This window comes from Streptococcus suis (genome assembly GCF_016743335.1).
Lineage (GTDB): Bacteria > Bacillota > Bacilli > Lactobacillales > Streptococcaceae > Streptococcus > Streptococcus suis_Y.
Genome location: NZ_WCJE01000002.1, coordinates 34,793 through 55,959, shown reverse-complemented (window position 1 = coordinate 55,959; position 21,167 = coordinate 34,793). Strand labels below are relative to the sequence as shown.

At 44.2% G+C, this 21,167-nt stretch carries 20 protein-coding genes; 15 read left to right on the top strand and 5 right to left on the bottom strand.

Annotation, left to right across the window (positions count from 1 at the left end):
• Positions 1–2: 2 nt before the first annotated feature.
• Together F9856_RS01100 and F9856_RS01095 are read left to right on the top strand one after the other, a co-directional pair.
• Positions 3–2,456 (top strand): ATP-dependent Clp protease ATP-binding subunit, encoded by a 2,454-nt coding sequence (locus F9856_RS01100; protein WP_202105451.1) that lies wholly within the window; start codon positions 3–5, stop codon positions 2,454–2,456.
• 117 nt (positions 2,457–2,573) lie between these two features.
• On the top strand, positions 2,574–3,062 hold the full coding sequence (locus F9856_RS01095; RefSeq protein WP_029185626.1) for an adenylyltransferase/cytidyltransferase family protein: 489 nt from the start codon (positions 2,574–2,576) through the stop codon (positions 3,060–3,062).
• Positions 3,063–3,160: 98 nt separating this feature from the next.
• Here the strand turns inward: F9856_RS01095 and dusB are convergent, their stop codons facing one another.
• From dusB to F9856_RS01075, 4 genes are all read right to left on the bottom strand, one after another.
• Positions 3,161–4,165, bottom strand: a complete 1,005-nt coding sequence (dusB, locus tag F9856_RS01090; protein WP_202105450.1) for a tRNA dihydrouridine synthase DusB — start codon at positions 4,163–4,165, stop codon at positions 3,161–3,163.
• Positions 4,158–5,024: an Hsp33 family molecular chaperone HslO gene (gene hslO, locus F9856_RS01085; RefSeq protein WP_105133986.1), complete on the bottom strand. Its 867-nt coding sequence runs from the start codon at positions 5,022–5,024 to the stop codon at positions 4,158–4,160. Before hslO ends, dusB begins: the two co-directional genes overlap by 8 nt.
• Positions 5,025–5,104: 80 nt before the next feature.
• On the bottom strand, positions 5,105–6,061 hold the full coding sequence (locus tag F9856_RS01080; protein WP_202105449.1) for a 1-phosphofructokinase family hexose kinase: 957 nt from the start codon (positions 6,059–6,061) through the stop codon (positions 5,105–5,107).
• A 23-nt stretch (positions 6,062–6,084) separates the two neighbouring features.
• A complete protein-coding gene (locus F9856_RS01075; RefSeq protein WP_202105448.1) occupies positions 6,085–6,822 on the bottom strand; it encodes a DeoR/GlpR family DNA-binding transcription regulator in 738 nt (245 codons plus the stop codon).
• A 208-nt stretch (positions 6,823–7,030) separates the two neighbouring features.
• Here F9856_RS01075 and F9856_RS01070 point away from each other — a divergent pair, with 208 nt between their 5' ends.
• From F9856_RS01070 to rhaD, 6 genes are read left to right on the top strand one after another with little or no spacing between them, the layout of a single operon-like run.
• Positions 7,031–7,486: a PTS sugar transporter subunit IIA gene (locus F9856_RS01070; protein WP_202105447.1), complete on the top strand. Its 456-nt coding sequence runs from the start codon at positions 7,031–7,033 to the stop codon at positions 7,484–7,486.
• 13 nt (positions 7,487–7,499) lie between these two features.
• Positions 7,500–7,802, top strand: a complete 303-nt coding sequence (locus F9856_RS01065; protein WP_024377731.1) for a PTS sugar transporter subunit IIB — start codon at positions 7,500–7,502, stop codon at positions 7,800–7,802.
• Between the two features lie 36 nt (positions 7,803–7,838).
• The gene (locus tag F9856_RS01060) at positions 7,839–9,188 is read left to right on the top strand and encodes a PTS galactitol transporter subunit IIC (protein ID WP_104929502.1); all 1,350 of its coding nucleotides are present in this window, start codon (positions 7,839–7,841) and stop codon (positions 9,186–9,188) included.
• On the top strand, positions 9,178–9,417 hold the full coding sequence (locus F9856_RS01055; RefSeq protein ID WP_105112100.1) for a hypothetical protein: 240 nt from the start codon (positions 9,178–9,180) through the stop codon (positions 9,415–9,417). Before F9856_RS01060 ends, F9856_RS01055 begins: the two co-directional genes overlap by 11 nt.
• 4 nt (positions 9,418–9,421) lie before the next feature.
• Positions 9,422–10,174, top strand: a complete 753-nt coding sequence (locus F9856_RS01050) for a class II aldolase/adducin family protein (RefSeq protein ID WP_099778385.1) — start codon at positions 9,422–9,424, stop codon at positions 10,172–10,174.
• A 51-nt stretch (positions 10,175–10,225) separates the two neighbouring features.
• Positions 10,226–11,032 (top strand): rhamnulose-1-phosphate aldolase, encoded by an 807-nt coding sequence (gene rhaD, locus F9856_RS01045; protein WP_170239027.1) that lies wholly within the window; start codon positions 10,226–10,228, stop codon positions 11,030–11,032.
• A 182-nt stretch (positions 11,033–11,214) separates the two neighbouring features.
• Here rhaD and gshAB read toward each other — a convergent pair whose 3' ends face one another.
• Positions 11,215–13,446 (bottom strand): bifunctional glutamate--cysteine ligase GshA/glutathione synthetase GshB, encoded by a 2,232-nt coding sequence (gene gshAB, locus F9856_RS01040; RefSeq protein ID WP_202105446.1) that lies wholly within the window; start codon positions 13,444–13,446, stop codon positions 11,215–11,217.
• Between the two features lie 364 nt (positions 13,447–13,810).
• On the opposite strand from gshAB, the gene F9856_RS01035 reads away from it, so the two are divergent.
• The 7 genes from F9856_RS01035 to F9856_RS01005 all read left to right on the top strand — a co-directional run bounded on the left by F9856_RS01035 (position 13,811) and on the right by F9856_RS01005 (position 21,150).
• Positions 13,811–15,100: an adenylosuccinate synthase gene (locus tag F9856_RS01035; protein ID WP_202105445.1), complete on the top strand. Its 1,290-nt coding sequence runs from the start codon at positions 13,811–13,813 to the stop codon at positions 15,098–15,100.
• Positions 15,101–15,141: 41 nt separating this feature from the next.
• On the top strand, positions 15,142–15,477 hold the full coding sequence (locus F9856_RS01030; RefSeq protein ID WP_202105444.1) for a hypothetical protein: 336 nt from the start codon (positions 15,142–15,144) through the stop codon (positions 15,475–15,477).
• A 96-nt stretch (positions 15,478–15,573) separates the two neighbouring features.
• A complete protein-coding gene (yajC, locus tag F9856_RS01025; protein ID WP_202105443.1) occupies positions 15,574–15,897 on the top strand; it encodes a preprotein translocase subunit YajC in 324 nt (107 codons plus the stop codon).
• Between the two features lie 113 nt (positions 15,898–16,010).
• A complete protein-coding gene (locus F9856_RS01020; protein ID WP_013730586.1) occupies positions 16,011–16,766 on the top strand; it encodes an isoprenyl transferase in 756 nt (251 codons plus the stop codon).
• Between the two features lie 9 nt (positions 16,767–16,775).
• The gene (locus F9856_RS01015; RefSeq protein WP_002940117.1) at positions 16,776–17,582 is read left to right on the top strand and encodes a phosphatidate cytidylyltransferase; all 807 of its coding nucleotides are present in this window, start codon (positions 16,776–16,778) and stop codon (positions 17,580–17,582) included.
• A 9-nt stretch (positions 17,583–17,591) separates the two neighbouring features.
• Positions 17,592–18,851, top strand: coding sequence for an RIP metalloprotease RseP (gene rseP / locus F9856_RS01010; protein ID WP_202105442.1), 1,260 nt, complete (start codon positions 17,592–17,594; stop codon positions 18,849–18,851).
• 436 nt (positions 18,852–19,287) lie between these two features.
• Positions 19,288–21,150, top strand: coding sequence for a proline--tRNA ligase (locus tag F9856_RS01005; protein ID WP_044690241.1), 1,863 nt, complete (start codon positions 19,288–19,290; stop codon positions 21,148–21,150).
• Positions 21,151–21,167: the final 17 nt, after the last annotated feature.

Genomic DNA, 21,167 nt, shown 5'->3' with positions numbered 1-21,167 from the left:
TCATGAAAATTTCAACTGGTTTACAGCGGGTTTTTGAAGATGCCCAGTTAGTGGCTCAACGTTATGCCTGTGATTACTTGGAAACCTGGCATGTTCTCTTGTCTTTCGTTATCAACCATGATACAGTCGCTGGCGCTGTTTTGGCAGAATATCCTATTTCAATTTCTGACTATGAACATGCAACTTTTGTTGTGACCGACAAGGTCTATCGTGAAGAGTTGGATAGTTTTCGTATTTTACCATCTTCTAAACGTTTGGATGAAACGGCTAGTTTTGCCAAGAAAATTGCAGAAGTCGTCAAGGCTAAGGAGCTGGGAACGGAACATTTGTTTATGGCTATGTTGTTGGACAAGCGGTCAACAGCTAGTCAGATTTTGGACAAGGTAGGTTTTTGTTTTGAAGACTCAGATGATAAGTTTCGTTTCTTGGATTTGCGTAAAAACTTGGAGGCACGTGCGGGATTTACCAAAGAGGACCTTAAAGCTATCCGCAGTGTGATGAAGGGTGGCAAAGCCAAACCTGCCAATATGGGACAGATGATGGGAATGCCCCCAGCGCCTCAAAGTGGTGGATTAGAAGACTACACTCGTGATTTGACAGCTTTGGCGCGTGAAGGGAAGATTGAACCTGTCATCGGTCGAGACGCTGAGATTGCACGGATGATCCAAATTCTATCACGTAAAACTAAGAATAACCCAGTTCTAGTTGGTGATGCTGGTGTCGGAAAAACTGCGCTTGCTTTGGGTCTTGCTCAACGTGTTGCTGCAGGTGATGTCCCTGTCAGCTTGGCTAAGATGCGGGTTTTGGAATTTGACTTGATGAACGTTATCGCTGGAACTCGTTTCCGTGGTGATTTCGAAGAGCGGATGAATAATATCATCAACGACATCGAGGAAGATGGTCAGGTCATCCTTTTCATCGATGAGTTGCATACCATTATGGGTTCTGGCTCAGGGATTGATTCAACCTTGGATGCAGCCAATATCCTCAAACCAGCTCTTGCTCGTGGCACCCTCCGTACGGTCGGAGCGACGACTCAGACAGAGTACCAAAAGCATATTGAGAAAGACGCAGCCCTGGTTCGTCGTTTTGCCAAAGTGACCATTGAAGAGCCGACTGTGGAAGATAGCATTGCCATTTTGTCTGGTCTAAAAGGGACTTTTGAGAAATACCATAGGGTCCGTATTGGAGATAGGGCTGTAGAGGTTGCTGTAACCTACGCTAAGCGGTATTTGACCAGTAAAAACCTGCCAGATTCAGCCATTGATCTGCTGGATGAAGCCAGTGCAACGGTACAAAATCGAGTGAAAGGGCAGGCTGAGGAAACAGGACTGACGAGCATAGACAAGGCCTTGATGGATAAAAAATATAAGACTGTCAGCAAGCTGTTGATTAAAACGAAAGAAGATGCCGAGGCTAGTCAAAACTATGACCTTGAAGTAACAGAAGAAGATGTTTTAGAAACACTTAGTCGCTTGTCAGGTATCCCAGTAGCCAAGCTTAGCCAATCAGATACTAAGAAGTATCTGAATCTGGAAGCAGAATTGCACAAGCGTGTGATTGGGCAGGAAGAAGCTATTTCTGCAGTTAGCAGAGCTATTCGCCGTAATCAGTCAGGGATTCGTACAGGTCGCAGACCGATTGGTTCCTTTATGTTCTTGGGACCAACTGGTGTCGGTAAGACAGAGCTTGCTAAAGCCTTGGCAGAGGTTCTCTTTGATGATGAATCTGCTCTTATCCGTTTTGATATGTCTGAGTATATGGAGAAATTTGCGGCCAGCCGTCTCAATGGAGCGCCTCCAGGCTACGTGGGCTATGAAGAAGGTGGCGAATTGACGGAAAAAGTTCGTAACAAACCTTATTCTGTTCTTCTTTTTGATGAGGTTGAAAAGGCTCATCCAGATATTTTCAATGTTCTCTTGCAGGTCTTGGATGATGGTGTTCTGACGGACAGTAAGGGACGTAAGGTTGATTTCTCAAATACCATTATTATCATGACGTCAAACCTTGGAGCAACAGCCCTTCGTGATGATAAGACAGTTGGTTTTGGTGCCCTTGATTTATCTAAGGACCACAAGGAAGTGGAGAAACGCATTTTTGAGGAATTGAAAAAAGCCTATCGTCCAGAATTTATCAACCGTATTGACGAGAAAGTTGTCTTCCATAGCCTAACGGAAACTCATATGCAGGATGTTGTCAAGGTCATGATTAAACCTTTGTTGGCTGTAACAGCTGAGAAAGGAATTACTCTTAAACTGCAACCGTCAGCCCTTAAGTTATTTGCTAAACAAGGTTATGACCCAGAAATGGGGGCTCGTCCTCTTCGTAGACTCTTGCAGACCAAGTTGGAAGATCCATTAGCAGAGATGTTGCTCCGTGGTGACTTGACTACTAGTTCGACCTTGAAGGTTGGGGTCAAGGGTGAAGAGCTCAAGTTTGATGTGGTAAAGGGATAAGGAGTGCTTGTGTTGCTATCCTTTCCAGATGCAGAATTATTCTTCCGTTTTGAAAAACGCATGAAATAGTTGGAGAGGTGAGCTTGCTCGCCTCTTTAACGATTAGAAAGGAAATCTATGAATCAAACCATAGCTGTTGTTTTCGGAACCTTTGCTCCCATGCACAAGGGACATTTGGATTTGATCGAGCGAGCAAAGTTGGCCTGTGGTCAGGTTTGTGTGGTGGTTTCAGGCTATGATAGGGATCGTGGGGATAGGATAGGTTTAGACCTGACCAAACGATTTCAATTTGCTCAAGAGCAGTTTAAGGAAGATGATTTTGTCGAAGTTCGTGCCCTGGATGAAACGGACTTGCCTCCCTATCCAGATGGTTGGGACCTTTGGCTAGACCGCTTGCTTGCTTTGTTGGACTTGTCAGAACATCAAGTACCAGTTTTCTATGTGTCTGAGGAAGAATACGCTCAGGAACTGCACAGTCGAGGCTATCAAGCGCATTTCAGTCCTAGAAAATTTGGTATTTCAGCAACCCTCATTCGTGAACATCCTCAACAATACCAGGATTACATTGCTCCTGCCTTTGTTGACTTTTTTGCTGAGCAGGAATAATGTGCTCATACAGAAAAAACGCATAAAATCAAGTTATCATCTTGGCTTTATGCGTTTTTCTGTTTCATTGTTAGCGAGTTTTAACCTGCCAGTTTATCTTATTTAGCAATCCGTTCTTGATAGGCTTCTCGTGCTTGGTCAAAGAGTTCTTGGACCTGCTCGATAGTCTCTGCTCGGGCAACGGCTCCACGGATCTTGGCAGCACCTGCTGAGCCACGAAGATAGTGGGGAGCAAGGCCACGGAATTCGCGAACGGCAATGGATTCGCCTTTGAGATTGGTTAGGCGGGTCAAGTGATCGAAGGCGACGCTAAGTTTATCTTCAAAAGAAAGGTCAGGTAAGACTTCTCCTGTTTCAAGATAGTGGTTGATTTGGTTGAAGATGTAAGGATTTCCCATAGCAGTCCGTCCGACCATGACGGCATCAGCTCCGACTTCCTCGATTCGTTGGCGGGCATCTTCTACAGTGTGGATGTCACCATTTGCGATGAAAGGAATCTTGGTCAGGCTGCCAGCCACCTTGGTCAAGGTTTCTAGGTCAACCGTTCCTGTGTACATCTGCTCGCGGGTCCGTCCGTGCATGGCCAGGGCAGACACACCGGCACTTTCTGCGGCCAGGGCATTTTCGACCGCCAGGTCGGTATTGTTCCAACCGGTCCGCATTTTAACAGTCAAGGGAATATTGAGGACTGAGGTCACTTCCTTGATGATGTGGTAAATCTTGTCGGGGTCCTTGAGCCACTTGGCACCAGCTTCGTTTTTAACGACCTTGTTAACAGGGCAGCCCATGTTAATATCTACGATATTAGCCTTGGTGTTGGTTTGGATGAAGTCAGCAGCCCGTTTTAGTCCTTCGGCATCGCCACCGAAAAGCTGGATGGACATAGGGTATTCGTTGTCGTCGATATGGAGCATATGGAGGGTCTTCTCGTTGTTGTAGAGAAGGCCTTTTTCAGAAATCATTTCCATAACGACCAGACCTGCTCCCATTTCCTTGGCAATGGTGCGGAAGGCCGAGTTGGTCACGCCAGCCATTGGGGCCAGCACGCAGCGATTGGGGATTTCCACATCACCAATCATGAAAGGGGTGTTGAGATTAGCCATTGATGAGTTCCTCCAAATCGTTTTCGTCAAAGTGGTAATGGGTCTGGCAGAATTGACAGGTGATGTCCACGCCCTTGTCCTCCTCTTTCATCTCTTGCAGGTCCGCTTTTGGCAGGCTAGCTAGAGCATCGAGGAAGCGGTCCTTAGAGCAGTCGCAGACAAAGCCGATTTCCTCTTCTGACAGGCGTTTGAAGTCGTCGTCGCCATAAATGGCGGATAGCAGAGCTTCTATGTGGTTTTCAGAAGCCAGCAAGCTTGAAATGGCAGGCATTTCCTGGATGCGTTTCTCGAAACGGGCAATTTCAGCCTCAGTCGCACCTGGAAGAACTTGTAGTAAGAATCCGCCAGCAACCTTGACTTTATCTTCTTCGTCTAATAACACGTTCAGTCCCACCGCAGAAGGTGTCTGCTGGCTGTCTGTTAGGAAGTAGGCAAAGTCTTCACCGATTTCACCAGAAATCAATGGCGTCATGGAGTTGTAAGGATGACCTGTTCCGTAGTCTGTGATAACCAGGAATTGCCCATTGCCTACAAGAGGTCCAACGATGACTTCGCCAGTTGAGGTCCGTTTGTAGTCCAAGTCTGGATTTTGAATGTAGCCCTTGACCTGACCTTTGGTATTAGCAACGGAGATGATAGCCCCAACAGCACCGCTGGCCAAGATTTTCAGGGTGATCTTGGTGTCGCCTTTTTCATTGGCAGCCAAGATCTGATTGGCGATGAGGGTGCGGCCTAGAGCAACGGTGGACGACGCCATAGTGTCGTGTTTTTCTTGAGCCGTTTTTACGGTTTCTGTGCTGTCTAGCACAAAGGCACGGAAATGCCCGCTTTTTGATAGTGTCTTAATAATTTTATCCATAAGGATTATTATAGCACAAGTGGGGAAAATGGGGAAAGGGAGAGGTTTTTTGAAAAAGAAAACCTCGGCTTATTCCGAGGTTAGTTGTCATGTGTAATGGGACGAATGGTGACTTGATCTAGTAAACGTTGCACGATTTCTTTTGGTGCTACCCCCACTCCGTTTTCCATGGCATTGGCTGTTCCGCTAGCGATAGCATAACGAATAATGCTTTCATCGTCTAGCTTGTTAGCAAATGCGTATATCGCTCCAGCGACAGAAGCATCACCAGATCCCGTTGGATTTACCAAGTCAATCGTAGGAGCAGTTACATCGTAGAGTTGGCCATTGAATTGAGCAATTGCACCTTGACCACCGCAGGATACCAGCGTGTAGGGAATAGGTGACGGGTTGGTCTGTAGGTGGGTAAGAACTTCTTCTTTTGAAGACAATTCCTGACCAACCAACTCGGAAAACTCATGAATGTTCGGCTTGATGAAGTCAGGCTTGTAGGGGGCTTTGTGGACAACGTTGTACAAGGCCTGACGTGAAAAATCAGTCACAATGGTAATAGGAAAATCCAAGTCCTCTCGGAGTAACTGGATGAGTTCATCATAAAAAGAAGGGTCATCAGAATGAACAGAGCCGTTAAGGGAGATAATGGAAGGTTTTTCTTGTTTGGCAATGTCTAAGATTCGGTTGAAAATGGTCGTTTTCAATTCTGAGCTAACTTTTGGACCAGCTTCTACAATTTCTGTATGGGTCCCTTGGTTGTGCATGATTGTAATGGAGTGTCTGGTTTCATCTTCTACAGGAATATAGAGAGAGTGGAACGTTTCCGCTTCCAAATGTTGCTTGAAAAAGTCACCTGTTTTTCCACCTACCAGAGCCAGTGAAGTTGCGTTGATTCCCAGATGCGAAAGGGCACGGGAACAGTTGATTCCTTTGCCCGCAGCCATAATGGTAGAAGGGTTGAAACGATTGTGTTTGCCAAGTGTAAATTGCGGTTCAAAATAAAGCAGGTCAACAGAGGGATTTAAGGTAACGATGAGAACCATAGGGGAAATCCTTTCTAGTTAAACTAAGAAATAATCGGTGTATATGCTTCGTAGTGCTCCTTGGTAGCAGAGCTGACACCTTTATCGGTAATAATGGCGGTTAATTGATCCAACTTACCAAAAATGTAGGAATCACTCTTTCCAAATTTGGTGTGGTCGATGACCAAGTAGGTTTCTTTTGTTTGTTTCATGACTTCAGTTTGCAAGCGTCCAGCTGAGGGAGAAAAAGTAGTCATATTGTTTTCAGAAACACCATTGGTTGCCAAAAAAGCATAATCGATTGAAAAGTTTTGAATGAGTTTTTCTGCGTGTAGGCCATGGAATTCAGCTGTTTTAGGGTAGAATTCTCCTCCTGTCAAATGGACATTTTTAAAGTGATGATCAATGAGCCAGTTAAACGTAATCAGGCTATTGGTGATAATGTGTTTGTGGTCGTTTCGCAAGTGTTTGGCCAAGGAAAGAATGGTCGTCCCTGCTCCCAGATAGATGACGCTATCAGGACGAATCATCGCATTAGCAGTTACCGCGATTTCTTCTTTTTCCTTAGTGTTCAGTGTTAATTTTTCATAGGTCGGTTTGACACGGGCCACTTTACGTACACCACCGTGCTCTTTGATGATTTTTTGTTGTTTTTCTAATTCATTGATATCTCGCCGAATGGTCATGATAGAAACACCAAGTTCTTGGGCGAGGTCTGAATAAGAAATGATTTCGGCTCGGTCGGTGATGTCTAAGATTTCCTTTTGCCGATTAGCTTTCATACTATTGTTTCCTTTCTATATAGGATAGTTCCCCTTATTCTTTCTATCATATCATAAGTCAAAGGGAGATAAAAACCATTTTGTGTAACAAATGATTAACAAAAAGACACAAAATTTTAACTGAAAGCGTTGACAACGATAAATAAATGGTTTATAATCATATTATAACAAAAGATTAACAAAAAGTTAACAAAAAAGAGGTGAAAAAATGTATAAAGATATGTTGCAAGCTGATTTGATTCGATTGGATTGTAATGTTTCCGAGCATACTGACCTGTTTCAATTAATTGGAAAGGAGTTAAAAGAAAAAGGATACGTTACAGATCAGTACCTTGAGGCTTTGTTAGAAAGGGAGCGAGAATTTCCTACAGGCCTCAAGACACGTCATGTTAACATTGCAATACCGCATACAGACCCTCATGTTATCGAGCGACCATTTATCTATGTTGTCAAAAACAGCCAACCGATAAATATGTTGCAAATGGGAGATAATTCTGAGATGACCTGTCAGTATTTCTTGTTCCTAGGCATTAAGGATCCAAAAGGACAGGTTGGGCTGTTGGCGGCACTCATGGATATATTTTCGCAGGAAGCATTTACTCACCAATTTATTCAAGCGGAAACGCCTTTGGATATGTATCAATTACTAAATCATTATTTATAAAGGAGACAGCCTTATGGCAAGAAAACTAATTGTAGCGTGCGGTAGTGGTGTTGCAACCAGTACAACCATTGCAGAGAAAATAAAAACTCGTTTTGAAGATGACAACATTAGTTATCCAGTAGAAGCAGTTGATTATAAGTCAATTTTAAACGAATTGCCACAGGCAAGTATCTACGTCTATATCGCCAAGCCAGAAACAGAGGTTTTGGAAGAAGCAGAACGTCTTGGAGTATCTGTTTTTCCAGGTGTACCATTCTTGACAGGCATGGGTGTCGATAGCGTTTACGAAGAAATCGTAGAGGCAACTAAAAAATAAGGAATCAATCAAAATACATTATAAAGGAGAATGACAATGGGAGTCTTTCAAGATATCATTCAATGGATATTGAATTTAGGATCCGCAATCTTTGTTCCGCTCATTATTCTTGTACTGGGCTTGTTGGTAGGGATGAAATTTAAAAAAGCTTTCATCTCCGCCATTACATTGGGGGTAGCCTTCACAGGTATGGGGATGATTATTGGTTTCATGTCCAATGCCGTATCACCAGCTTCTGAAGCCTTAGCTTTGAATACAGGCATCTCCCTTCCAGCACTTGACTTGGGATGGACTGGTGCAGCTAGTATTGTATGGTCTTGGACCTTTGCTTTCACCTTCTTTGCTGTTCAAATTGCTATCAACGTGTTGATGCTTAGTTTGAATTGGACAAAGACCTTGAACGTGGATATGTGGAACGTTTGGGGGAAAGCCTTGACTGGTTACTTGGTATATTATGTGAGTGGTCATTTATGGGCTGGCTTCTTGGTGGCAGCTATTCAGGTTATTTTAGAATTGAAAATGGGAGATATGTTCCAAAAACACATTGAAGACCTGACAGGTATTCCAATGGTAACGGTTACCCACTGTATGAACCTATCTGCTGTCTTCATGTTGCCAGTGAACAAATTGATGGATAAAGTACCATTCTTGAATAAAAAAGCTGATACAGATGCTCTTCGTAAGAAAATCGGTATCTTCTCTGAAAACTCAGTAATGGGCTTCATCATTGGTGTCTGCCTAGGTTTTGCAGGTGCCTACACCGTTTCAAATTCATTGAACTTGGGTATTCAAGTTGCTACTGCCATGGCCCTCTTCCCAATGGTAAGTAAGCTCTTTATGCAGTCCCTTTCTCCATTAGCTGATGCTATGTCAGAGTTTATGAAAAAACGCTTCAACGACCGTGAAGTTTATATTGGTATGGACTGGCCATTGTTGGCAGGGCGTTCAGAAGTATGGGTAACTCTTATCCTCATGGTGCCAATCTTCATCGGTTACTCTCTCATCTTGCCAGGAAATACCGTATTGCCAATCGCAGGGGTATTGAACTACTCTATTGCAGTAGGAGGCCTCTTGCTTACAGGTGGTAACTTGGCACGTATGATGATCCTCGGTGTCATCTACCTTCCACTCTACCTTTACAGTGCAACGTATTTTGCTCCTATTTTGACAGGCTTAGCAAATTCAACTGGTGCAGTTGAGGTAGAAAAAGGTCAGTTGATTACTTGGTCCACTATTGAAGCACCAGAACTCCGTATCTTGTTTGCGGAAGCGTTCAATGGTAATATACTCGGTATTGGAGGGGCGGTTCTCTTCCTAGCACTCTTTGTTTGGTTGTATAAGACAATGACAGCACAAGAAGTACCGTCAAAACGTTATGAAAACTAAAAAAGCATATTGGCTAACATTATTATTAGTGGCAGTTGTTCTCTTTCTGCTAGGGTTAAACACAGGAGTATATGCCTTTAACTTGCTAGCAATTGGAATTAGCTTTCTAGTTTATCGAAACGGCTATGATGTCTTGTTCAAAGAATACGACGATAGCCAGAAAGAAAAACGTGAAACAGCAGAAAAGATTTATGCTGCCTTGAGGGAAGGGAAAAAGAAAGGCGAGTAAGCATATGGCGAGTGGAAAAATTCTATTTTCGGAAGAGAGGAAGGCATTGGCTGATGCCGTGCATCTGACCTATTATCGTAAAAATACCAATACGGCTGGAGGGAATTTTTCCTTCAAAACGCAAGATAAAAACGGTAAAGAATACATCATTATGACACCGTCTATGATGTCAGAAGCTTATCATGGAAAAATCAGTCCTTCGCAAGTCTTGGTTGTAGATTATGACACCGAGGAAGTGGTGGCTGGTGAAGGGAAAGTGACGCGTGAAATCAATATGCACTTTGCATGTTACCGGACAAATCCTGAAATCAAATGTGTTTTCCATGCCCACGCTCCCAATGCTATGTTTTGGGCAACCAGTCATTTAGATATGCCCAACCTGACAGAATCAACTCAAAAGGTCGAGTATATTAAGGTGTTGGATTTTGCACCGAATACCACTCCAGAATTGGCAGAAATTGTTCGGCAGGAATTGTTATCAACGGATGGTAAGTTGCCAAAAGAGTATCTTTTGGATAGTCACGGGGTCTTGATTTTGACTCCGGGAGCAGATGGTGAGGAGGCTTTGAACAAGGCTCTCCAAATTCTTGATACGGTTGAATGGAACGCAGAAATTGCTTACAAGCAAACCGTTTTCCAAAAACTTGGTATCTTGGATGGCTATTATTCAAAAGGTCATCGAATCGGAGATATAGACGATTTGATTCATAGAAGACCTATCTGGAATCAAGAAAAACAAGACGAAGGTTTTGAATAAAAGATAGGGGAACCCCTATCTTTTATTTGTGAAAAGGAAAGGAGTAAGGACATGAAAGAATTTAAAGATTCGCAATCCATGCAGGAGCTGTGTCAGCTGACCTATGATATGTGGTTGCATGGTTGGGATGAATATAACGGGGGAAATGTCAGTTACATTTTACCGGAAGAGGACAGGGAGTATCTGAAGACCTATGCTGTAAAAAAAGAAGTCGAGCTGTCCGATATTCCTCCAGAAATGATTGGTCAGTATGTTTTGATTACTGCATCAGGTAGTCATTTTAGGACTTTGAGAGATCATGTAGAACGCGATACAGGTGTCATTCGGGTGACAGAAGCAGGCTATCAAGTGTTATGGGGGTTTGAAGAAGAAAAACGTCCGACCAGTGAGTTATATATGCACTTGTTAGCCCATGCAAAACGGCTATCCGTTGATCCGTCTCATCGCGTGGTTGTCCACAATCATGCTCCCAATGCCACGGCCTACTCACTGGTATCTCCACCGGATGATAAAGAATATACCTTGCCTTTGTGGAGAGTGTTGACGGAGAGCATAGTTGTATTCCCAGACGGCGTTGGCATTTTACCGTGGGAATTGCCGGGAACGCTGGCAATCGCTCAGCATAGTGTAGAAAAGCTGGAGCATTGCCGCATTGTTGTCTGGGCCTATCATGGTATTTTAGCGACTGGAAAAGATTTTCAAGATTGTTTTGGCTTGATTGAAACGGTTGACAAGGCTGCAAAAATCCACCTGCAAACCATGTCTATCAAACAATACCCTGGTTTGAGCGATAAAGACTTGTACGAGGTCTGTCAGGTGCTCAAGGTAGAACCACGGGAAGGTTTTTTACAGATATAAAAAATGGGAGTGAGAAAGAACTCAATTGGTCAAAAAAGAGTTCGTCTTCTCACCCCCGCACAGTTGATTAGGTCAGATTTGGAGTATGAAATACGAACAAATCTGCCAATCAACCACTGCGCTGAGATGTTGACACGAACTCTGAGAAGTGAGGCTGGACTTTTTACCCAGCCTCTTTGTTATTATATTTCCTTAAACAACTTCCGCAAGATTTTCGGTGTAATGCTCTGCCCAGGTCCTGCGTAGGTATAGGTGTGCAGGTACATGGCAGGGTTGAAGTTGAGCTCGATACAGGTGCAGTTGGGCTCGTCCTTACTGGCTGGCTTGGTGCGGTCGGGGATAATCAAGTCCACACCGCAAGTCCAAGCTCCCATAGCAGTCGCCATATCAGCGGCCAGTTGCTTGTAGGACTCGTCCATCTGGTCGGTCATATCGATGGAGTCGCCACCTGTTGAGATATTAGAATTGCCACGCAGAAATGCTTGAACGCCCTCTGGCAAAACTGTATCAGGCGTGTAGCCCTGTTGCTCCAACATAAGCAGTTCGATGTCGCCCAAGTTAATGATTTCAAGCGGTGAACGGTGGTCACGCCCTCGCAGTGGATCTTGGTTTTTTTGGTCCACCAATTCACGGATGGTTGAGCTACCGTCCCCCACGACATTGGCTGCGACGCGGAGCAGGACAGCCTCGCATTTGCCGTCCAGGACGAAGAAGCGGTACTCGGTCCCCGCTACGAATTCCTCCACAAGCACATGGCTATCTTCCGAAAAGGCGATGTCCAGGGCTTTTTCATAGTCCACAAGGCTGGCTGGTTCTTGAAAGATAGAAATGCCGAGGCCGAAGTTGGTGGATTTTGGTTTGACAACAATAGCAGAGCTGGCTACCTGCCCGTAATACCGCAGGGCATCTTCCTTGTTAGCAAATTCCGCTCCCGCAGGTACTGGAAAACCAGCCTGGTCCAAAATCTTCTTGGTTACAACCTTGTTGGCCATGGCGAGAGGAATGACGTAGTTGTCCTTGGAGGTCATGTTCCCATTTTTGATGTACTCAACATGGTCACCATGCCAGAGTTTGAGAAACTGGTCTTCCTCGTCTAAAATCTCCACATTCAAGCCCAGCTGAATGGCATCAAAGAGAATCATCTGGGTGGAGAGTTCCATGTTTTCATAGCCCTTGAGGGCGTAAGGGGCTGTCCAAGCATAGTCATGGAAGGCACGTCCTTGTTGCTGGCCAAATCTTTCCAAAGACCCGTTTTCAACCTGCTCTGCTATTTTTCCAGAAAGGGTCAAGCGAGGGTCTTGAAGAGCCGCCTCCACTTGAGCGATGAGCTGGCTGTAGTAGTCGTCCAGTCCAAAGTGGGTGACAATTTCTGTCATGGCAGTCAGGATAGGGCTAGCGTCTGCCTCTGCTGGTAGGGGAGTGTGGGGGTGGCTGAGGGCGATGCGGTTGTTGAGGTCTGCTGCCTGAGCCAACTCTTCATCTACTTGGTCCATATCATCAAGCCAGAGCAGTGCTAGGGCAAAAAGGTGGGTGGTGTCCAGCGTTTCTTGGCTAATAGCCAGTGGCTCAAAGGGGTTGAGGTCGAAGTTGCGGAACTCTAAGTAAGTGATACCTTTGGTCAAAAAGTCTCGGCTGGTCTTGGCACCACGGAGGCGGACAGCGGAGTAAAATTCCTTTTCAGCAGATAGCTGACCGCTAGCCACTGCCTCTTCGATGTCGGTTACATATTGCTCCAAAGAAGAGAAGGAGATATGGACATCGGGGGCGTTGACATAGCCGTAGTTGGAATTGCGAATGGACCGCACACAACCAATCTCATCGGTCAAAAATCCCTTCTCAGCCAGGCTGCTAGCTCCGTAGAGGTAGGTCAAGAGCCAACGGTAGCGTAAGAAGTTCTGAGCTAGCTTGAGATAGAGGGCGTTTTTAAAGCTGGTAAGGTCGTCATACCCACTGACTGCAAAGAGTTGCTGGGTCAGGTCCTTTCCTAGTTCAAAATTAAAATGAATGCCAGACATGGATTGGAGGAGCTTGCCATAGCGGTCTGCCAAGCCGACACGGTATTGGTACTCGTAGTTGCTCTCCAGCTGGGCAATCTGAATCTCATCTTCTGAGATAACAGGCGGCATGGACAGGGGCCAAAGATATTCGCTTTTGTTCATAGAGCGAACAGCGACATCCGTAATGGCTCCAAGAAAACGGCGGGCTTCCTTGGTCGAATGAGCCACAGGCGTAATCAACTCTAGCTGAGGCTCGCTGTAGTCTGTCTGGATATAGGGGTGAAAACTGCGTGAGCCCAATTTTTCAGGGTGGGGCGTCTGAGCCACGCGGTTGTTGTTATTCATCCGTAAGGATTCCCGTTCCAAACCAAAGGTGGCTTGGAGGATGGGGCTGTTTGAGGATAATTTCTGTAACATAAGCAATTCGTCCAATTTCTGATAGTGTCTTACACCAATTTTATCTAGTTTATAAAACAAATACAAATTTCTGCTACGTTTTGAAAGAAAAAATGAAGATGGTAATAAGGAAAGGATGAGGAGGCTTCGGGAATTTCTGTTAAAAACAACTTTAAAAATGTTCTGGACAAGCATTTGTTCGTATTTTGAGATTGAAAATAATGAAACAAGAAACAATATCCGACATAAACGAAGATATTGGAATTTCTTGAAAAAATGTTCGTTTTTTGGTAGAATGGATTGTAAAACGAAACTTGCAGGTGAGATTCCTGCCAGAAGTAGAAGAAAGGCTGGGCTGGTCAGCCAGTTCAGAGAAAGAGTGAATATGACATCAGTAGTTGTTGTAGGAACCCAATGGGGCGACGAAGGTAAGGGTAAAATTACAGACTTCTTGTCTGCTAATGCTGAAGTAATCGCGCGCTATCAAGGTGGAGATAATGCAGGACATACTATCGTTATCGACGGTACCAAGTATAAGTTGCACTTGATTCCGTCTGGAATTTTCTTCCCAGAAAAGATTTCGGTTATCGGAAATGGCGTAGTTGTCAATCCAAAATCTTTGGTGAAGGAAATCAACTACCTCCATGATTCAGGTGTGACAACAGATAATTTGCGTATTTCAGACCGCGCACACGTCATCTTGCCTTACCATATCAAATTGGACCAATTGCAGGAAGAATCCAAAGGTGAGAACAAGATTGGTACAACCAACAAGGGTATCGGTCCAGCTTACATGGACAAGGCTGCACGTGTTGGTATCCGTATCGCAGACCTCTTGGACAAGGATATTTTTGCAGAGCGCTTGAAAACAAACCTGGCTGAGAAAAACCGTTTGTTTGAGAAAATGTACGAGTCAACGCCAATCGAGTTTGACGAAATCTTTGAAGAATACTACGCTTATGGTCAGGAAATCAAGAAATATGTAACAGACACCTCTGTTATCTTGAATGATGCCCTCGACCAAGGTAAACGTGTCTTGTTTGAAGGTGCGCAAGGGGTTATGTTGGATATTGACCAAGGGACCTATCCATTCGTTACGTCTTCAAACCCAGTTGCTGGTGGTGTGACCATCGGTAGCGGTGTCGGCCCAAGCAAGATTGACAAGGTTGTTGGTGTATGTAAGGCCTATACTAGCCGTGTTGGTGATGGACCATTCCCAACTGAATTGCACGATGAAATCGGAGACCGTATCCGCGAAATCGGTAAAGAATACGGTACGACAACAGGTCGTCCACGTCGTGTTGGTTGGTTTGACTCGGTTGTTATGCGTCACAGCCGCCGTGTATCTGGTATTACCAACTTGTCCCTCAACTCGATTGACGTCTTGTCAGGTCTTGAGACCTTGAAAATCTGCGTGGCTTATGACTTGGATGGTGAGCGGATTGACCATTATCCTGCAAGTTTGGAGCAACTCAAACGTTGTAAACCAATCTACGAAGAAATGCCAGGTTGGTCTGAAGACATCACAGGTGTACGTAGCCTGGATGAATTGCCAGAAGCGGCTCGCAACTATGTTCGTCGTATCAGCGAATTGGTAGGCGTTCGTATCTCAACCTTCTCAGTTGGACCAGGTCGTGAACAGACCAACATCCTTGAGAGTGTATGGAGTAACTAATAGACCACTTTTTCACATGCATTAGAGAATAGGAGAAGAGCATGCTATTTTTACTGGCTTTTGGACTAATCCTGTTTGTAATGACGGCTTTTATCAGTTTTGTCACCTTCTCAGTTGGTTGGTCACTTCCTCGTTTGGAAAATAAAACTCATCGCTATATCTGTTTACTGGTTGCTCTTTTATTACCTTTACTTTTTCAATTCACAGGACTATGGATTTTTCCGCTGTCAGGATTTGCCTTAGGATATGGACTGCCTAATCAAGTTTCCAAAAAAGGGAGGAGTGTTCTATTGGTTATTGGAGTGGTTTTGCTGATTATTTCAATAATTGGTTTCGTACAGCTATATCAAGGTATAGTTGATACTTACTCTTACTGATTTTTGGTTGAAAAGGCTGCGAGATTGGGTCTTCTCTTTGCTAACGGTGGAAAATTTTAGTATAATCAAAACTATTAAAATGAATGAGGTGTCCTAATGGAAGGTTTATTTTTGCCGCTTGTCATGGTTGCCATGATTGGTTTTATGTTCTATTCGCAACGTAAACAACAAAAGCAACGCCAAGAAGCTCTGAGCCAAATTAAAAAAGGTGATGAAATTGTGACCATTGGTGGGCTATTTGGTATTGTCGATGAAATCGATGATAAAAAGGTTGTTCTCGATGTTGATGGTGTTTACTTGACATTTGAACGTGGTGCTATTCGTAATCGTGTAGCAAGTTCAGATACTACATCGGCAGTTGTTGAAGAAGTGGCAGTTGAAACGACAGAAGCAACTCCAGAAGCTGCAATTGAAGAATAAGGATGAAAAACCGAGGGAAACCTTGGTTTTCTCTTGTTTTAGCCCTGCCTGATTTTTGCTATCCTAGGTAAAAATATGGTATAATGAAACGATTATACAATAAGGAAAATACCATGTTTAAATTTAATTTTAAAAAGAAAGAAAGCATTGAAACAGCAATTGAAGTCCCTAAGCATATCGCTGTGATTATGGATGGCAATGGCCGTTGGGCGAAAAAGCGGATGCAGCCACGTATTATGGGGCATAAGGCTGGTATGGATGCACTGCAAAAGGTTACCAAGACGGCTTCTGATTTGGGAGTAAAGGTGTTAACTGTCTATGCCTTTTCTACAGAAAACTGGTCTCGACCGGAAAAAGAAGTGAAGTTTATCATGAATCTACCTGTGGAGTTTTATGATAAGTATGTTCCTGAACTCCATGCCAATAATGTCAAAATTCAGATGATTGGTGACCATTCAAAACTTCCTGTCCCGACTCTCAATGCGCTTTATAAAGCCGAACAAAAGACAAAGAGTAACACTGGTTTGATTCTCAATTTCGCTCTTAACTATGGCGGTCGTGATGAGGTGACTCGCGCAGTCAAGGCTATTGCGCAAGATGTCTTGGATGCCAAGTTTAATCCTGGAGATATTGACGAGAAATTAATAGCGGATTACCTCTATACAGGAACCTTATCACCAACGTTACGCGATCCCGATCTAGTTATCCGTACAAGTGGTGAACTTCGTCTTAGCAACTTCCTGCCGTGGCAAACAGCCTACAGCGAGCTGTACTTTACAGATATTGCTTGGCCTGATTTTGATGGAGAAGCACTTAAATTAGCGATTAAAGAATACAACCGTCGCCACAGACGTTTTGGCGGTGTATAAGGAGAAGGTATGACAAACGATTTACAGAAACGAGTGATATTTGGCGGCATTGCTCTAGCTATTTTCATTCCCTTTTTGTTGGCTGGTGGGATGGCATTTCAATTTTTTGTAGGCCTGTTAGCCATCATTGCCACGGCTGAATTGATTAAAATGCATCGCCTAGCACCAAATTCTATCGAGGGTGTCTTAGCTATGTTGGCCAGTTTAGTCTTGGCTCTTCCGCTCCAGAATTATCTGACATTTTTACCGACGGATGGAAATTACACAGCCTACGCCATTGTAGTATTTTTACTGCTTGGTTCGACGGTTTTTAATATCGGTCATTACAACTATTCAGATGTGGTCTTTCCAATTGCATCAAGTTTCTATGTTGGTATCGGCTTTCATAGTTTGATACTGGCTCGTATGGCTGGGCTCAATAAAGTCTTCTTTGCCCTCTGTTTAGTCTGGGCAACAGACATTGGTGCCTACTTAATCGGTCGTCAGATTGGTCGGAGAAAATTATTGCCGAAGGTTTCACCGAATAAAACGGTTGAAGGCTTTGTAGGCGGTATTCTTTCTGCGGTGGTAGTTGCTATCATTTTCTTGATTGTCGATAAGTCCTTGTTGGCGGGCTATTCATTTGGCATGATGTTGTTGTTAGTTGTGATTTTCTCGATATTCTCACAATTCGGAGATTTAGTAGAAAGTGCTATTAAACGCCATTTTGGTGTGAAGGATTCTGGAAAAATTATTCCAGGACACGGTGGTATCCTGGATCGTTTTGACGGTATGATTTTTGTCTTTCCAATCATGCACTTCTTTGGATTATTTTAAGGAGGTACTATGAAGGGAATTTTAGCATTTATATTTATATTTGGTGTGATTGTGGTTGTCCATGAATTTGGTCATTTCTACTTTGCCAAGAAAGCTGGTATCCTTGTGAGGGAATTTGCGATTGGGATGGGTCCCAAAATTTTCGCTCATACAGGTAAGGATGGGACACTTTACACCATCCGTATCCTTCCCCTAGGTGGCTATGTTCGAATGGCTGGATGGGGTGAAGATAAAACAGAGATTAAGACAGGTAGTCCTGCCAGCCTCAGCCTGAATGAAGCTGGTGTTGTGACGCGGATTAATTTGTCTGGTAAGCAACTGGATAGTCTCAGTTTGCCAATGAATGTAACCAGTTTTGACTTCGAGGAAAAATTGGAAATCACAGGCTTGGTCTTGGAAGAAAGCAAGACCTATAAGGTTGATCACGATGCCACGATTGTAGAGGAAGATGGGACAGAAGTTCGGATTGCTCCACTTGATGTTCAGTATCAAAATGCGACAGTCTGGGGACGGTTGATGACCAACTTTGCGGGTCCCATGAATAACTTTATTTTAGGAATTCTAATATTTATTCTTTTGTTCTTCATGCAAGGCGGGGTTGCCAACCCATCAAGCAATGCAGTAAGTATTACTGAAGGTGGTGCTTTGCAGGCTGCAGGTGTTGTCACAGGGGACAAGATTCTTTCGGTCAATGGGAACACGACAGATAGCTACACAGAAGTTGCAACGATTATTAGCAAAGCAGCGACAGATGCAACAACAGCCCCAAGCTTTGATTTGGTTGTTGAGCATGATGGGAAAACCCGTCATGTCTCCGTTACTGCTGAACAAGTAGATGGGGCCTATCGAATTGGTATTTCACCGATTTTGAAAACTGGTTTCGTTGATAAGATTATTGGGGGCTTCCAGCAAGCGGGTGCGACAGCAGTTATTGTTGTGACTGCCTTGAAAAACTTGATTGCCAATTTTGATGTTAAGCAATTGGGTGGACCTGTTGCCATTTATTCTGTCAGCAATCAGGCTGCTGCAAATGGTTGGGTTTCAGTCTTTAACCTGATGGCTATGCTATCAATCAATATCGGTATTTTCAATCTTATCCCTATTCCAGCCTTGGATGGTGGGAAGATTGTCATGAACATTCTAGAAGGTATTCGCAGAAAACCACTTAAACCAGAAACAGAATCCTATATCACGCTGGCAGGCGTTGCAATCATGGTTGTCCTCATGCTGGTCGTGACCTGGAATGATATTATGCGTGTATTCTTCTAAATAAAAACTCCAAAAGGAATTGAATGCGTGTGATGCGCAGGATGTTCTGAAAAATACGAAAGGAACTGAACACGGGCTGAAACCTGTGCATTCCTGATAAACAAAAGATGAAAGGAATTGACTGCGTGCTAAACGCAGGATATTCTGAAAAAATACGAAAAAGAAAGGAACAGAGAGTTTTCAGATTTGAACTCGAGCGTCAGCGAGGGTTTTGAAAAGTGACTTCTGTGATTTCTAATCAAGTAAACTACGAAAGGAATTGACTGCGTGCTAAACGCAGGATGTTCTGAAAAATAGGAAAAAGAAAGGAACAGAGAGTTTTCAGATTTGAACTCGAGCGAAAAGCTCGGAATTTAGATAAACGACTTCTGAAATCAGGATTTCAGGTCGTTTCCTAAAATTCGGTCGCTTTTTGGTCGCTCTCTGTATCATCAACATGAAACAGTCTAAATTGATTATCCCTACTTTGCGGGAGATGCCTTCGGATGCGTCGGTGATTAGCCACGCTTTGATGTTGCGTGCGGGCTATGTCCGTCAGATTTCTGCTGGTATTTACAGCTATTTGCCTTTGGCTAACCGTGTGATTGAAAAAGCAAAAAATATCATGCGTGAGGAGTTTGATAAGATTGATGCTATTGAATTTTTGGCACCAGCTCTCTTGTCAGCGGACATTTGGCGTGAGTCAGGTCGTTACGAAACCTACGGTGATGACCTCTACAAGCTCAAAAACCGTGAGGGTTCTGACTTTATCTTGGGTCCAACCCACGAAGAAACGGTGACACTATTGGCGCGTGATGCGGTGCAATCTTACAAGCAGTTGCCACTCAATATTTACCAAATCCAGCCAAAATACCGCGACGAAAAACGTCCTCGTAATGGTCTCCTCCGTGGTCGCGAGTTCATCATGAAAGATGGCTACAGCTTCCACGCTAGCTATGAGAGTCTGGACCAGACCTACGATGACTACAAGGCGGCTTACGAGGCAATCTTCACTCGTGCAGGATTGGAGTTCAAGGCCATTATCGGTGACGGAGGTGCCATGGGCGGTAAGGACAGCCAGGAGTTTATGGCTATTACACCAGACCGTACTGATCTGGACCGTTGGGTTGTCTTGGACAAGTCGGTTGCTTCTTTTGATGAAATCCCAGAGGATGTTCTTGAAGCAATCAAGGAAGAACTCTTGGCATGGTCTGTGTCTGGTGAAGACACCATCGCCTACTCTAGCGAATCTGGCTACGCTGCCAACTTAGAGATGGCAACGAGTGAGTACAAACCAAGTACAGCAGTTGTCGTCGAAGAAGATTTGGTTAAAGTAGCGACGCCAGATGCCAAAACCATCGACGAAGTTGCTGCCTTCTTGAATGTCGCGGAAGAGCAAACTATCAAAACCATGCTCTTTATGGCAGACGGTGAGCCAGTTGTTGCCCTCCTTGTTGGCAATGATCAAGTTAACGATGTCAAGTTGAAAAACCACCTTGGAGCAGATTTCTTCGATGTAGCAGGCCCAGCGGATGCGGAAAAAATCTTCGGTGCAGGTTTTGGTTCCCTTGGACCAATCGGCTTGCCAGAAAACATCAAGATTATTGCAGACCGCAAGGTTCAAGATGTGAAGAACGCTGTAGTTGGTGCCAACGAAGACGGTTTTCACTACACAGGTGCCAATGCAGGACGTGATTTCCAAGTGACTGAGTATGTGGATATTCGCGAAGTCAAGGAAGGCGAGCCTTCTCCAGATGGACACGGGGTTCTCAACTTTGCCCGTGGTATCGAGATTGGTCACATCTTCAAACTCGGTACACGCTATTCAGATAGCATGAATGCCAACATCTTGGATGAGAATGGTCGTTCTATGCCGATTATCATGGGATGCTACGGAATCGGTGTTAGCCGACTCTTGTCAGCAGTTCTTGAACAACACGCTCGCCTCTTTGTTAACAAGACACCAAAAGGCGAATACCGTTACGCTTGGGGGATCAACTTTCCTAAAGAATTGGCACCGTTTGATGTGCATTTGATTCCAGTTAATGTCAAAGATGAAGCGGCAATGGAATTGACTCAGTCTATCGAAGCAAGTTTGGTTGGTGCAGGCTATGAAGTATTAACTGACGACCGTAATGAGCGTGTCGGCGTTAAGTTTTCTGACAGTGACTTGATTGGCTTGCCAATCCGTGTGACTGTCGGTAAGAAAGCAGCTGACGGCATTGTTGAAGTGAAAATCAAGGGCACAGGTGATACTGTGGAAGTCCATGTGGACCAACTCCTTGAAACCCTTCAAATCCTTACAAAAGAAAATGAATAACAGAAAAAGACTTGGTT

What these genes read in the sequence shown, in the direction of transcription:
- gshAB (WP_202105446.1), bottom strand. Translation starts at nt 13,446, where the DNA reads ATGTTACAGAAATTATCCTCAAACAGCCCCATCCTCCAAGCCACCTTT.
- F9856_RS01080 (WP_202105449.1), bottom strand. Translation starts at nt 6,061, where the DNA reads ATGGTTCTCATCGTTACCTTAAATCCCTCTGTTGACCTGCTTTATTTT.
- F9856_RS01020 (WP_013730586.1), top strand. Translation starts at nt 16,011, where the DNA reads ATGTTTAAATTTAATTTTAAAAAGAAAGAAAGCATTGAAACAGCAATT.
- F9856_RS01075 (WP_202105448.1), bottom strand. Translation starts at nt 6,822, where the DNA reads ATGAAAGCTAATCGGCAAAAGGAAATCTTAGACATCACCGACCGAGCC.
- F9856_RS01100 (WP_202105451.1), top strand. Translation starts at nt 3, where the DNA reads ATGAAAATTTCAACTGGTTTACAGCGGGTTTTTGAAGATGCCCAGTTA.
- F9856_RS01055 (WP_105112100.1), top strand. Translation starts at nt 9,178, where the DNA reads ATGAAAACTAAAAAAGCATATTGGCTAACATTATTATTAGTGGCAGTT.
- F9856_RS01095 (WP_029185626.1), top strand. Translation starts at nt 2,574, where the DNA reads ATGAATCAAACCATAGCTGTTGTTTTCGGAACCTTTGCTCCCATGCAC.
- F9856_RS01065 (WP_024377731.1), top strand. Translation starts at nt 7,500, where the DNA reads ATGGCAAGAAAACTAATTGTAGCGTGCGGTAGTGGTGTTGCAACCAGT.
- rhaD (WP_170239027.1), top strand. Translation starts at nt 10,226, where the DNA reads ATGAAAGAATTTAAAGATTCGCAATCCATGCAGGAGCTGTGTCAGCTG.
- dusB (WP_202105450.1), bottom strand. Translation starts at nt 4,165, where the DNA reads ATGGCTAATCTCAACACCCCTTTCATGATTGGTGATGTGGAAATCCCC.
- yajC (WP_202105443.1), top strand. Translation starts at nt 15,574, where the DNA reads ATGGAAGGTTTATTTTTGCCGCTTGTCATGGTTGCCATGATTGGTTTT.
- F9856_RS01035 (WP_202105445.1), top strand. Translation starts at nt 13,811, where the DNA reads ATGACATCAGTAGTTGTTGTAGGAACCCAATGGGGCGACGAAGGTAAG.
- rseP (WP_202105442.1), top strand. Translation starts at nt 17,592, where the DNA reads ATGAAGGGAATTTTAGCATTTATATTTATATTTGGTGTGATTGTGGTT.
- F9856_RS01030 (WP_202105444.1), top strand. Translation starts at nt 15,142, where the DNA reads ATGCTATTTTTACTGGCTTTTGGACTAATCCTGTTTGTAATGACGGCT.
- F9856_RS01050 (WP_099778385.1), top strand. Translation starts at nt 9,422, where the DNA reads ATGGCGAGTGGAAAAATTCTATTTTCGGAAGAGAGGAAGGCATTGGCT.
- F9856_RS01005 (WP_044690241.1), top strand. Translation starts at nt 19,288, where the DNA reads ATGAAACAGTCTAAATTGATTATCCCTACTTTGCGGGAGATGCCTTCG.
- F9856_RS01070 (WP_202105447.1), top strand. Translation starts at nt 7,031, where the DNA reads ATGTATAAAGATATGTTGCAAGCTGATTTGATTCGATTGGATTGTAAT.
- hslO (WP_105133986.1), bottom strand. Translation starts at nt 5,024, where the DNA reads ATGGATAAAATTATTAAGACACTATCAAAAAGCGGGCATTTCCGTGCC.
- F9856_RS01060 (WP_104929502.1), top strand. Translation starts at nt 7,839, where the DNA reads ATGGGAGTCTTTCAAGATATCATTCAATGGATATTGAATTTAGGATCC.
- F9856_RS01015 (WP_002940117.1), top strand. Translation starts at nt 16,776, where the DNA reads ATGACAAACGATTTACAGAAACGAGTGATATTTGGCGGCATTGCTCTA.